This window comes from Bacteroides sp. AM37-9 (assembly GCF_003603455.1).
Taxonomy (GTDB): Bacteria; Bacteroidota; Bacteroidia; order Bacteroidales; family Bacteroidaceae; genus Bacteroides; species Bacteroides xylanisolvens.
Genome location: NZ_QTNF01000011.1, coordinates 71,055 through 84,817, shown reverse-complemented (window position 1 = coordinate 84,817; position 13,763 = coordinate 71,055). Strand labels below are relative to the sequence as shown.

Here is a 13,763-nt window from a genome sequence, read left to right as displayed (position 1 = left end):
TATTATTAATGGAAAACTTAAAGAACGTAGCTCCTATTGAAGATTTCAACTGGGATGCTTATGAAAATGGCGAAACAGTAACCAACGTTAGCCACGATGAACTTGAAAAAGCTTACGACGGTACGCTTAACAAAGTGAACGACCGTGAGGTTGTTGACGGAACCGTAATCGCAATGAACAAGCGTGAAGTAGTTGTGAACATCGGTTACAAATCAGACGGTATCATCCCTTTGAATGAATTCCGTTACAATCCGGACCTGAAAGTAGGTGATACTGTAGAAGTATACATCGAAAACCAGGAAGACAAAAAAGGACAGCTCGTTCTGTCACACAGAAAAGCCCGCGCTACTCGTTCTTGGGATCGCGTTAACGCTGCTCTGGAAAATGAAGAAATTATCAAGGGTTACATCAAGTGCCGCACGAAGGGTGGTATGATCGTAGACGTATTCGGAATCGAAGCATTCTTGCCGGGTTCTCAAATCGACGTTAAACCGATCCGCGACTATGATGTATTCGTTGGCAAAACAATGGAATTCAAAGTGGTTAAAATTAACCAGGAATTCAAAAATGTTGTTGTATCTCACAAGGCTCTTATCGAAGCTGAACTGGAACAACAGAAGAAAGAAATCATCGGTAAACTCGAAAAAGGACAAGTTCTTGAAGGAACTGTTAAAAATATCACATCTTACGGTGTATTCATCGACCTTGGTGGCGTAGACGGTTTGATTCACATTACTGACCTTTCTTGGGGACGCGTTAGCGATCCGAAAGAAGTGGTTGAACTGGATCAGAAGCTCAACGTTGTTATCCTTGACTTCGATGACGAAAAGAAACGTATCGCTCTTGGCTTGAAACAACTGACCCCGCACCCATGGGATGCGCTTGATACTGACTTGAAGGTTGGTGACAAGGTGAAAGGTAAAGTGGTCGTTATGGCTGACTACGGTGCATTCATCGAAATCGCTCCGGGCGTAGAAGGTTTGATCCACGTTTCAGAAATGTCTTGGAGCCAACACCTGCGTTCTGCACAAGATTTCATGAAGGTAGGCGACGAAGTAGAAGCTGTTGTGCTGACACTTGATCGTGAAGAACGTAAGATGTCTTTGGGTATCAAACAACTGAAACAAGATCCATGGGAAACTATCGAAGAAAAGTATCCTGTAGGTTCTAAGCATACTGCAAAAGTTCGTAACTTCACTAACTTCGGTGTATTCGTAGAAATCGAAGAAGGTGTTGACGGCTTGATCCACATCTCTGACCTTTCTTGGACTAAGAAAGTAAAACACCCATCAGAATTTACTCAGATTGGTGCTGACATCGAAGTTCAGGTATTGGAAATCGATAAAGACAACCGTCGTTTGAGCCTTGGCCACAAACAACTCGAAGAAAATCCTTGGGATGTATTCGAAACTGTGTTCACAGTAGGTTCTGTACACGAAGGTACTATCATCGAAATGTTGGATAAGGGTGCTGTTGTAGCTCTTCCTTACGGTGTAGAAGGTTTCGCAACTCCGAAACACCTTGTAAAAGAAGACGGTTCACAAGCACAGTTGGATGAGAAACTTGAATTCAAAGTGATCGAGTTCAACAAAGACGCTAAGAGAATCATCTTGTCTCACAGCCGTATCTTCGAAGATGTAGCTAAAGCTGAAGAAAGAGCAGAAAAGAAAGCTACTTCTAGCGCAAAGAAAGCATCTTCTGGTAAGAGAGAAGATTCTCCGATGATCCAAAACCAAGCTGCTTCAACTACTTTGGGCGACATCGACGCTCTGGCTGCATTGAAAGAACAGTTGGAAGGAAAGAAATAATCTGAACAGAATATTTTCTGATGAAGGCGCTCCCGGTTGGGGGCGCCTTTTTTTATTCACCACAGAGGACGCAGAGGACACAGAGGGTAGGGAGGATATAGAGAGGGTATAGAGAACAGGAAGGATATGGAGAATACAGAGGGGGTGAAGGCTTGATTTAACAAACTAACGATGGCGATATATTTTATTTATATAAATCTACCCTCTTCTTCTCCTCCGCATCCTCTCCATATCCTCCTTACCCTTCTGCGTCCTCCGTGTCCTCTGTGGTGAATAGAAAAAAAAGTTTCTTCCTTTGCAAGATTGAATCTGAAATGCTTTATCTTTGCATACCATGGAAAAATTTGAGTTACATATATTGGGATGCGGTTCCGCTTTGCCTACCACGCGACATTTTTCGACCTCTCAAGTCGTAAACCTGCGTGAAAAACTATTTATGATTGATTGTGGCGAGGGAGCACAAATGCAGTTACGCCGTTCGCGACTGAAATTTTCCCGATTGAATCATATCTTCATCTCTCATCTACATGGTGACCATTGTTTCGGATTGTTGGGGCTGATTTCTACATTCGGATTATTGGGAAGAACAGCCGATTTGCATATTCATTCTCCACGAGGACTGGAAGAACTGTTTGCACCGATGCTTGCTTTCTTTTGTAAGACTTTGACTTATAAGGTGTTCTTCCATGAATTCGAAACGAAAGAGCCGATGCTTATCTACGATGACCGTTCGGTGACTGTAACTACTATCCCTTTAAAACATCGAATTCCCTGCTGCGGTTTCCTTTTTGAAGAGAAACAGCGTCCGAACCATATCATCAGAGACATGGTGGACTTTTATAAAGTCCCGGTCTATGAACTGAACCGTATCAAGAATGGAGCAGACTTTGTAACTCCCGAAGGAGAAGTAATACCCAATTTGCGTCTGACCCGTCCTTCGGCTCCGGCTCGTAAATATGCTTATTGCTCCGATACAATCTATCGCCCGTCGCTTGCCGAACAAATCAGCAATGTAGATTTGCTTTTCCATGAGGCTACCTTTGCGCAGACAGAGCAGGCACGTGCCAAGGAAACTTATCATACTACGGCTGCGCAAGCCGCACAACTAGCTTTGGACGCCAATGTGAAACAATTGGTGATCGGACACTTTTCAGCCCGTTACGAGGATGAATCTATTCTATTTGATGAAGCATCCGCCATTTTCCCGCAAACCATTTTAGCGAAAGAGAATATGTGTATTGACGTTGATGGAGGAACTGTGTATGAGAAATAGACGCCTGCTTTGGGGAGCGGTAATCCTGTTCGTCGTTTGTTTGGCAGCCTGTAAGAAAGAGAAACCCCAGTCTCCGATACCGGACTCATTGGCTTCCCTGCAAGAACTGTTCAACCCTGCTTATCAAATAGATGCCGACAGTATTCGTCTGATGATTCGTTCCTATTTGAACGAAAGCCCCGTAACTCCCTGGGATTCGGCTTTGTTGGCCCATTATCGGGAAAAAGATGAATTCTTCTGGTTGAATGACTCGCTTGTATCCGATAAACCTGCCGCACAGGTGGCGGACTCTATGTTGTTCTGGTTGGGAGACATCTCACGGCATGGCATTAACCCGAATCTTTATTCGGTCGATAGCATCCGTGAGAGATTGCAACAAATACGTTCTTTGAAGTTGCAGGAAGGAAAGACAATGAACCGTCTGTTGGCAGATGTGGAATATCAGTTGACAGCCGCATATCTTTCGTATGTGTGCCAGTTGAAGTTTGGTTTCCTGCCTTCGGAACGCAGATGGAATGATTCGATCAATCGTATCCCCTTAAAACATTGTGATGTAACTTTTGCAAATGCCGCCCTCGATTCCTTGCGTGCAAATCCAATTGCTGCTCTTCATGGAGCACAACCTTCTTCTCCGCTTTATCGCAAGATGCAGGAAGAACTGGTTCGTGTAAATGCTTGGGGGAAAACGGATACTACGGATTATTACCGGAATCGTCTGTTGGTAAATATGGAGCGGGCACGTTGGCAATATGCATTGGACAAAGGACAGAAATATGTGATAGCCAATGTGGCGGCATTCATGTTGCAGGCAATCAACGAAGAAACGGACTCTATCCTGGAGATGCGTATCTGTGTGGGGAGTGTGAAAAATAAAACTCCTCTGTTGTCGAGCAGGATTTATTATATGGAACTGAATCCGTACTGGAATGTACCTCAAAGTATTATCAGGAAAGAAATCATCCCTACTTATCGCAGAGATACGACCTATTTCACCCGTAATCGCATGAAGGTATACGATAAGAACGGCTTACAAGTAAACCCTCATCAGGTTAATTGGGCTAAATATGCAGGAAAAGGTGTACCTTATACGGTGAAGCAGGACAATAAAACGGGGAATTCATTGGGATGCATCATCTTCCGCTTTCCTAATCCTCATTCTGTATATCTGCACGATACTCCTTCCCGGTGGGCTTTCACGCGAAACAATCGTGCAGTGAGCCACGGTTGCGTCCGCCTTCAGAAAGCACTCGACTTTGCTTTCTTCTTGTTGAAAGAACCGGATGAATTATTGGAAGACCGTATCCGCATTGCAATGGATATCAAACCGGTGAGTGAAGAGGGGAAGAAGCTGCCTGTCAGTGCGACCTATCGCGAACTGAAACATTATAGTTTAGAGAAATATATACCTTTATTTATAGATTATCAGACGGTTTATCTGTCTGCCGATAATAATTTGAGGTATTGTGAGGACATTTATAAATATGATTCGTCTTTACTAGAAGCAATGAACAACCTGAATTTGAAACCATAAATAAACATACAGATACAAGAGATTATGATTCCTTATAACGAACGCGAAGTTCTGAAACTCCTTCAGGAGGAGAGTACACAGCGGAAAGGATTTGAAATGATTGTGGCGCAGTATAGCGAGCAATTATATTGGCAAATCCGCCGGATGGTACTGTCGCATGAGGATGCGAACGATCTCCTGCAAAACACTTTCATCAAGGCATGGACGAATATCGATTATTTCCGTGCCGAGGCGAAACTGTCTACCTGGCTCTATCGCATCGCGCTGAACGAATGTCTTACCTTTCTGAACAAGCAGCGCGCTATGACTACCGTGGATATTGACGATCCTGAAGCTGCGATTGTGCAGAAGCTGGAAAGTGACTCCTACTTTTCGGGCGACGAAATACAGTTGTGTCTGCAAAAAGCTCTATTGACTTTGCCGGAAAAACAGCGTATGGTGTTCAACCTGAAATATTATCAGGAAATGAAATACGAAGAGATGTCGGAAATCTTCGGCACATCGGTTGGTGCGCTCAAAGCGTCATATCATCATGCGGTGAAGAAAATAGAGAAGTTTTTAGAAGAAATAGATTAAACCTTTTAAATTGGACGTTGTCTAAGTAAAAGAGAGGAGAAAAACGTATGAAAGAAGAAGATATCCTATTGAAGAAGCTTGGTAAGGAAAATTCCTTCAAAGTGCCTGATGGTTACTTTGAAAACCTGACTTCGGAGGTAATGAATAAACTTCCTGAAAAAGAAAAAGTAGTTTTCAAGGAAGAACCTGTCAGCACATGGACAAGACTGAAACCATTGCTCTATCTCGCTGCTATGTTTGTGGGTGCGGCCCTGATTATCCGGGTAGCGTCGACAGATCACAAACCTGCTGCGATCGATGAAGTGGCGGTGACGGAGGTGGATACTGAAGTTGTATCGGACGAAATGCTGGATGTGGCACTAGACCGCGCTATGCTGGATGATTATTCGTTATATGTTTATTTGAGTGACGCAAGTGTAGAATGATTTATTAAAACTGATTGAATACAGAAAATGAGAAAACTAATCGCATGGGTTGTTTTGTTGTGTGGCTTTATGCCTGTTCTTTGGGCTGCTGACGGATGTGATCAGCATTTATCCCGGGAGGAGTTCAGGGCAAAACAAAAGGAATTCATTACCGAACAGGCAGGATTGAGTAAAAAGGAGGCAGCCAAGTTCTTTCCCGTCTATTTTGAACTCCAGGATAAGAAGAAGAAGCTGAATGATGAATCGTGGGATTTGATGCGCAAAGGTAAAGATGATAAGACGACGGAAGCTCAATATGCAGAAATCAACGATAAGATAGCCAACAATCGTATTGCTGCCGATCAGCTTGATAAGACTTATCTGGGTAAGTTCAAAAAGATTCTTTCCAGTAAGAAGATATTTCTCGTGCAGCGTGCGGAAATGCGCTTCCACCGGGAGATGATAAAAGGAATGAATCGTGGCATGGATAAAGGAAACGATTCGAAGAAGAAATAAAGGAAAATAGAGCGTCTGACTCGTATGATTAGACGCTCTGTTTGAGTAAAATAGAGGCTCTACTCGCACGGAATAGAGCCTCTATTTTTTTTATTTAGACAGCATTGATTTTAAGTATTCTATTTCTGCAATCAATAGTGGAATATCCTGTTTGGCATGTGTTATGAACTCCAAATCATCTTTCGATGATTGCATGTAAATCAATGTTATTCATGGGTCTTACAGGCCTTTTTTCTTTGCTTCATTCCAAATAGCATCCATCTCTTCAAGAGACATATCCTTCAGGTTTTTTCCTTCTTTGATAGTATGTTCCTCCAAATAATTGAAGCGACGGATAAACTTTTGGTTGGTAAGTTCCAAAGCGTTATCAGGATTGATCTTGTAGAGACGCGCTGCATTGATAAGGCTAAACATAACGTCGCCGAATTCAGCTTCTGCCTTGTCCTTATCCATATTAGCCACTTCATCCTGAAATTCTCCGATTTCTTCCTTCACTTTATCCCATACCTGTTCACGCTCTTCCCAGTCGAAACCTACATTGCGGGCTTTGTCTTGAATACGATAAGCCTTGATGAGCGAGGGGAGGGCAGCGGGTACACCGCTCAATACACTCTTATTGCCGTCTTTCTCCTTTAGCTTCAACTGTTCCCAATTTTCGGAAACTTGTCCTGCTGTCTCTGCTTTTACCTCTCCGAATACATGCGGGTGACGGAAAATCAGTTTATCACACAGTTTGTCGCAAACATCTTTGATGTCAAAATCTCCTGTTTCCGAGCCTATCTTGGCATAGAAAGCAACGTGCAATAATACGTCGCCCAATTCCTTGCAGATTTCTTTCTTGTCATCCCTCATCAGGGCGTCGCAAAGTTCGTAAGTCTCTTCTATGGTGTTGGGACGCAGACTTTCATTGGTCTGTTTGCGATCCCAGGGACATTTAACACGCAGTTCGTCGAGAATGTCCAGGAAGCGTCCGAAGGCTTCCATCTGTTCTTGTCTGGTATGTGACATAAATATATCTATTTTTTGTTCTTGATTTTTATTTCTTTTTCCACTCCTGATAGGAAATCAGCAGCCCCACTACTTCCGAGTAGTTCTGCCGTCCGCTTTCTATCTTATTCCCTTTCAGATAAAGATCGTATATCCAATCCTGCACAGCACCGACCACAGGGCTATACTTGGCAGCCCAATACGCCTGGTTATTCTTAGCCAATTCGATAATTTCCGGTCGGATGCGTTTAAAAAGTCGGGTGTATTCTTCTTCCGGTAGTAATCTTTGCGCATTTCCCAATACATGTCCCAATATAGAGAAATATCCGGAAAAACGGATTCCCATCGCTTCTGAACGGGTGCAAACCTGATAAGCATAGAAATTAGCTTCCGCTTCGCTGGTGATACCTAATAAATGGGCTAGTTCGTGAGCATAAGTGGCCGGATAATTAACGGGAAGCAAATCTCCGTTGAGTGTAAACTCGCAGAAGAAAGGCCCCATGCTACCCGTTACCCCTACCATCGAAATGAAGGGAGTGAATAACATTGTTTTTACCCTCGGATGCTCGTGTGGAGGGTGATGTACGCCCAGGCTATCACTTAACTGATGATAGATTCGCACAGTTTCCTCTCGTATCAAATCTTGATTGATACTATTGACAGGAGTATACGAACGGTTCAGTTGAGTAATATAATCATCTACGAATTCTTGGAAAATCTCGGGAGTATAGGCGGTATACGGGATTTCTGTTCGTTGATAGAAATTTTTCTGCGAGTAGTTCAGTCCCCATGCCAGATAGAACCATACATAAATCCATAATAAGTATTCCCCGTCGCGCAATAAGATTTTCTTCCAAGGCAACTTCTTGCGGAGACGGGCATAAAAGGGATAAACAATCACGCCTGTGATGCTAAGGAAAATAAATAAATCCCCTATGGCAAAAGGAAATAAACCGGAAAAAAACGACAGGACGTAGGAGATAAGGGGATAGATTGTTTGAGAATAGATCGTTGCCAGAGCAGGAATCCATTGCGTTAGCCACACCAGGATTAATAATGCTCCTAAGGCTAAATATCTTACATTTGGCTTATTTTTCATCATTCGTATAAAATCAGTCAACAAAAATATGCATTTAATAAACGTCGCGCGAAAAAATACCTCTATATTTGCAAAAAATCTGTTAACAGTGACTTTGTGTACCTGCGTAATCAGAGAAAGTTATTCAACATAAACCGGATAAGATGGCTACATCAGAAGAAATAGAAAAGTATTGCAGGAATTGCGTGTCACGTGATTTTGTGAACGGAAAAGGACTCGTTTGTAAACGTACCGGAGCACTTCCCGCTTTTGAAGAAGAATGTGACAGTTTTGAGCAAGATAAAGAACTGGAAAGATTAGCGCCTCCCAAGCCGGAAGACTTTCCGGTATCTATGACAGAAGAGGAAATGCTTGCCGAAGAGAATCTGCCCAAAGGAATATTGTGTGCAGTTGTCGCATGCATCGTTGGTGCGGTGGCATGGGGCTTGATCTCCGTTTCTACAGGTCGTCAGATAGGATTTATGCCCATTGCTATCGGATTCATGGTAGGTTTTGCGATGCGGCAGGGCAAGGGAATACGTCCCATTTTTGGAATTACCGGTGCGGCATTATCTCTGGTTAGTTGCATCTTAGGTGATTTCTTGTCTATTATCGGGTATATCTCCCAAGATTATGAAATGGGCTATTTTCAAGTCCTGGCAGGTGTAGACTATGGAGAGATATTCTCTATTCTGTTGAAAAATGTAATGTCGATGACTGCCCTGTTCTACGGATTCGCTCTTTATGAGGGATATAAATTCTCTTTCCGTGCACAGAAACACCCCGAGGGTGGTAAGATTTGAATTTAAATTATTAATTTTGCACCCGTTATTTTTAGAATATACATTATCATATACATAAAACAATATGGAATTAGCAAGTAAGTACAATCCCGCTGACGTGGAGGGAAAGTGGTACCAGTATTGGCTGGACCACAAATTATTCAGTTCAAAACCCGATGGCCGTGAACCTTACACCATCGTCATCCCGCCCCCGAACGTCACCGGTGTGTTACACATGGGACACATGCTTAATAATACCATCCAGGATATTTTAGTTCGTCGTGCCCGTATGGAAGGCAAGAATGCTTGCTGGGTGCCGGGAACTGACCACGCTTCTATTGCTACCGAAGCTAAAGTTGTAAACAAACTCGCTTCTCAAGGTATCAAGAAAACCGATCTATCTCGTGACGAATTCTTGAAACATGCCTGGGAATGGACAGACGAGCACGGTGGTATTATCCTGAAACAACTCCGTAAACTCGGCGCATCCTGCGACTGGGATCGTACTGCTTTCACTATGGATGAGAAACGTAGCGAAAGTGTAATCAAGGTATTTGTCGATCTGTTCGATAAAGGATTGATCTACCGGGGCGTCCGCATGGTAAACTGGGACCCGAAAGCCTTGACTGCCCTTTCTGACGAAGAAGTAATCTATAAGGAAGAACACGGAAAACTGTATTACCTCCGCTATAAAGTAGAAGGTGATCCGGAAGGTCGCTACGCGGTTGTTGCAACAACCCGTCCTGAAACAATTATGGGTGATACGGCTATGTGTATCAATCCGAACGACCCGAAGAACGAATGGCTGAAAGGAAAGAAAGTGATCGTTCCGCTGGTAAACCGTGTCATTCCTGTGATTGAGGATGATTATGTAGACATCGAATTCGGTACGGGTTGTCTGAAAGTAACCCCGGCCCATGATGTAAACGACTATATGCTGGGTGAAAAATACAACTTGCCTAGTATCGATATTTTCAATGACAACGGTACATTGAGCGAAGCTGCCGGTATGTATATCGGTATGGACCGTTTCGATGTTCGTAAACAAATAGAGAAAGACCTCGAAGCTGCCGGATTGCTCGAAAAAATAGAAGCCTATACTAATAAGGTAGGATATTCGGAACGTACCAACGTTGTGATCGAACCGAAATTGTCTATGCAATGGTTCCTCAAGATGCAACATTTTGCAGATATGGCATTGCCTCCGGTAATGAACGACGATCTGAAATTCTACCCTGCCAAATACAAGAATACCTACCGTCACTGGATGGAAAACATCAAAGACTGGTGTATCAGCCGTCAGTTGTGGTGGGGACATCGTATTCCTGCATACTTCCTGCCGGAAGGTGGTTATGTAGTAGCCGCTACTCCCGAGGAAGCTCTGGCAAAAGCAAAAGAAAAGACGGGTAATGCCGCCCTGACAATGGAAGACCTTCGTCAGGATGAAGATTGCCTGGACACTTGGTTCTCTTCCTGGTTGTGGCCTATCTCTTTGTTTGACGGAATCAACAACCCGGGCAACGAAGAAATCAAATACTACTATCCGACAAGCGACCTTGTGACAGGACCGGACATTATCTTCTTCTGGGTAGCCCGTATGATTATGGCAGGCTACGAATACGAGGGACAGATGCCGTTTAAGAACGTATACTTCACAGGAATCGTTCGTGATAAACAGGGACGTAAGATGTCTAAATCGCTCGGTAACTCTCCCGATCCATTGGAACTGATCGAAAAGTATGGTGCCGACGGTGTGCGTATGGGTATGATGCTTTCAGCTCCCGCCGGAAACGACATTCTTTTCGACGACGCCCTTTGCGAACAGGGACGTAACTTCTGCAACAAGATATGGAATGCTTTCCGTCTGATTAAAGGATGGACTAATGGCAAAGGTTCCATTCCAGTTCCACCCGATGCTCATCTGGCTGTTCAATGGTTCGACCAGAGACTGGATGCAGCTGCGGTTGAAGTTGCCGATTTGTTCTCTAAATATCGTTTGAGCGAAGCATTGATGTTGGTTTACAAACTGTTCTGGGATGAGTTCTCTTCCTGGTTGCTGGAAATTGTGAAACCTGCTTATGGACAGCCCATTAATGGCTTTATTTATAGTATGGTGCTTAGTTCTTTCGAACGTCTGCTTGAGTTGCTTCATCCTTTCATGCCGTTTATCACAGAAGAACTGTGGCAACAACTGCGTGAGCGCGAACCGGGTGCAAGTTTGATGGTTACTCTCATGAAGGAGCCTCTTGAGGTAAACGAGCAATTCCTGCAAGAATTTGAATTGGCTAAGGAAATTATCAGCAATGTTCGCAGTATTCGTTTGCAGAAGAATATTGCTTTGAAGGAACAACTCGAATTGCAGGTTGTGGGTAGTCATCCGGTAGAAAAAATGAATCCGGTGATTATCAAGATGTGTAACCTTTCTGCTATTAATGTAGTATTCAAAAAAGCAGAAGGTGCTGCTTCTTTCATGGTTGGAACGACAGAATTTGCCGTACCATTGATTGACATGATTGATATAGATGCGGAAATCACTCGTCTGTTGGCCGAACTTAAACATAAGGAAAGCTTCCTGCAAGGCATCGTGAAGAAATTGAGCAACGAGAAATTCGTGAACAATGCTCCGGCAGCCGTCATAGAACTTGAACGCAAGAAACAGGCGGATGCGGAAAGTATCATTCGTTCTTTGAAAGAAAGCCTTACTATCTTGTTGAAGAAATAACTCTTTGATACTTGGTTTTATATAATATAAGGCATCTCAATTAATTTTGAGATGCCTTTTTTTTGCGAAATGGAAATAAATACTACCTTTGCCGTAGCTATTATAGAACATCACAAATGAAACAAGTACTCCGAACCATCTCATTCTTAGGCTTATTCCTTTTTATAGAAGGATTCTTATTATCTGTGTCAGCCCGAACTGAAACAACAAATAAAGAAGTACTGGTTTTGAATTCCATTAATTTTAATCTGCCTTGGGCTAAAAATTTCTATTGGTGTATACACGATGCTCTTCAGAAGCAGGGGATATCTGCCAAAGCGGAATCTCTTTCCGTACCAGCTTTGGCTAATAAGATGGAAGCAGATGCCGTAGTCACCCATTTGCGTGAGAAATACCCGGTAGCTCCCGCTGCCATCGTCCTGATTGGAGATCCGGGATGGATTGTCTGCCGTGAACTGTTTGATGACGTATGGAAAGACGTTCCGGTAATAGTGACAAATGCCCGCGACCGCCTGCCTGCTTCTCTCGACGTTTTGCTGTCTCATGCTCCACTAACAGAAACCAATAGTGTCCCCGGTGAAGAATGGAGAAGAGGCTATAATCTGACACTTTTGAAGCAGCATTATTATGTGAAGGAAACAGTCGAACTGATTTATAAACTAATACCGGATATGCAACGTCTGGCATTTATTTCAGACGACAGATATATTAGTGAAGAAACCCGTAGAGATGTAAAGGAAGCCGTCGAAGAGAATTTTCCGGATTTACGTTTGGATCTGCTTTCTACCACTCAATTATCGACAGAAATGTTGCTGGATACCCTGCATAGTTATAAACCTAATACAGGGATTATTTACTATTCCTGGTTTGAGTCTCATAATGAAAATGATAACAACTACCTTTTCGACCACATACAGGAAATTATAACCAATTTTACTCCCTCACCTCTGTTTTTGCTATCTCCCGAAAATTTATCGAACAATACTTTCGCAGGAGGATATTATGTATCGACGGAGTCTTTTTGCGATTCTTTGCTGGAAATCCTGAATCGCATATTGAATGGAGAACAAGCCCGCAATATTCCCGGTGGAGTGGGAGGGGAAGGAAATTCCTATCTTTGTTATCCTGTATTAAAGTCTTATAATATTCCGTCAAGTCGTTATCCCGACGATGCAGTATATATTGATAAACCTCAAACTTTTTTTCAGCAACACTATGTTAAGATTATTGCTAGTTCTGTTTTTCTATTACTTTTGATAGCTGCTATTGTCTATTATATTCGTATTCTTCGGAAAACGTATAGCCGTTTGAGTGAAGCGGTGGAGAAAGCGGAGCAGGCTAATCAATTGAAATCTGCCTTTCTGGCGAACATGAGCCATGAAATACGTACTCCTTTGAACGCAATCGTGGGCTTTTCAAATATGCTTCCCCATACAGAAGATCCTGTCGAAATGCGCGAGTACGCAGATATCATCGAAACAAATACCGACTTGTTGCTCCAATTAATTAATGATATTCTGGATTTGTCGAAGATTGAAGCCGGAACATTTGATTTCTATCCTTCCTCGATCGATGTTAATCAGACAATGGAGGAAATCGAACAAAGTATGCAGTTACGTTTGAAAAACAGTGATGTTACCCTTGCATTTACCGAACGCTTGCCGGGTTGTCTTTTTTATATTGATAAGAATCGACTGATACAATTGCTTGCCAACTTTGTCAATAACGCTATCAAATTTACTCAAACAGGCACTATCTGTATGGGGTATCGTATGACAGACACCGATACTATTTATTTTTATGTATCAGATACCGGCTGTGGTATGTCAAACGAACAGTGTGAACATGTTTTCGAACGATTCGTAAAATATAATCCATTCATTCAAGGTACCGGCTTAGGACTTTCCATCTGTCGTACGATTGTTGAGCATCTCGGGGGAAAAATAGGAGTAGATTCAGAAGAAGGTAAAGGATCTACTTTCTGGTTTACGCTTCCTTATAGAAAGAGATGAAGTTAGTTAATAGATAAGTTACTGTCTCCTTATTGCAAACTTCCTTTTCCTTACTGCCAAAGTTGTTTTTGTCT

General features: G+C 42.8%; 11 protein-coding genes. 9 read left to right on the top strand and 2 right to left on the bottom strand.

Features of this window, described 5'->3' with window-relative positions; all coding sequences use genetic code 11:
• Positions 1–8 precede the first annotated feature (8 nt).
• The 6 genes from rpsA (at position 9) to DW862_RS09710 (ending at position 6,108) form a co-directional block, all read left to right on the top strand.
• Positions 9–1,808 (top strand): 30S ribosomal protein S1, encoded by a 1,800-nt coding sequence (gene rpsA, locus DW862_RS09735; RefSeq protein WP_120067960.1) that lies wholly within the window; start codon positions 9–11, stop codon positions 1,806–1,808.
• 334 nt (positions 1,809–2,142) lie between these two features.
• On the top strand, positions 2,143–3,081 hold the full coding sequence (locus DW862_RS09730; protein ID WP_120067958.1) for a ribonuclease Z: 939 nt from the start codon (positions 2,143–2,145) through the stop codon (positions 3,079–3,081).
• A complete protein-coding gene (locus DW862_RS09725) occupies positions 3,071–4,612 on the top strand; it encodes a L,D-transpeptidase family protein (RefSeq protein ID WP_243636469.1) in 1,542 nt (513 codons plus the stop codon). Before DW862_RS09730 ends, DW862_RS09725 begins: the two co-directional genes overlap by 11 nt.
• Positions 4,613–4,636: 24 nt before the next feature.
• Entirely contained in the window at positions 4,637–5,188 is a 552-nt protein-coding gene (locus tag DW862_RS09720) for an RNA polymerase sigma factor (protein WP_008016827.1), read from the top strand.
• A 47-nt stretch (positions 5,189–5,235) separates the two neighbouring features.
• Complete coding sequence (locus DW862_RS09715) at positions 5,236–5,613, top strand: hypothetical protein (protein WP_008645696.1); 378 nt, start codon at positions 5,236–5,238, stop codon at positions 5,611–5,613.
• A 27-nt stretch (positions 5,614–5,640) separates the two neighbouring features.
• Positions 5,641–6,108, top strand: coding sequence for a hypothetical protein (locus DW862_RS09710; RefSeq protein WP_117685018.1), 468 nt, complete (start codon positions 5,641–5,643; stop codon positions 6,106–6,108).
• A 219-nt stretch (positions 6,109–6,327) separates the two neighbouring features.
• Here the strand turns inward: DW862_RS09710 and mazG are convergent, their stop codons facing one another.
• Entirely contained in the window at positions 6,328–7,116 is a 789-nt protein-coding gene (gene mazG / locus DW862_RS09705; protein WP_007752769.1) for a nucleoside triphosphate pyrophosphohydrolase, read from the bottom strand.
• Positions 7,117–7,144: 28 nt separating this feature from the next.
• A complete protein-coding gene (locus DW862_RS09700) occupies positions 7,145–8,197 on the bottom strand; it encodes a DUF3810 domain-containing protein (protein WP_074707474.1) in 1,053 nt (350 codons plus the stop codon).
• Between the two features lie 140 nt (positions 8,198–8,337).
• On the opposite strand from DW862_RS09700, the gene DW862_RS09695 reads away from it, so the two are divergent.
• The 3 genes from DW862_RS09695 to DW862_RS09685 all read left to right on the top strand — a co-directional run bounded on the left by DW862_RS09695 (position 8,338) and on the right by DW862_RS09685 (position 13,689).
• Positions 8,338–8,976, top strand: coding sequence for a hypothetical protein (locus DW862_RS09695; RefSeq protein ID WP_120067953.1), 639 nt, complete (start codon positions 8,338–8,340; stop codon positions 8,974–8,976).
• Positions 8,977–9,040: 64 nt separating this feature from the next.
• Positions 9,041–11,677: a valine--tRNA ligase gene (locus tag DW862_RS09690; RefSeq protein ID WP_120067950.1), complete on the top strand. Its 2,637-nt coding sequence runs from the start codon at positions 9,041–9,043 to the stop codon at positions 11,675–11,677.
• Positions 11,678–11,793: 116 nt separating this feature from the next.
• Positions 11,794–13,689, top strand: a complete 1,896-nt coding sequence (locus tag DW862_RS09685) for an ATP-binding protein (protein WP_120067948.1) — start codon at positions 11,794–11,796, stop codon at positions 13,687–13,689.
• Positions 13,690–13,763 lie beyond the last annotated feature (74 nt).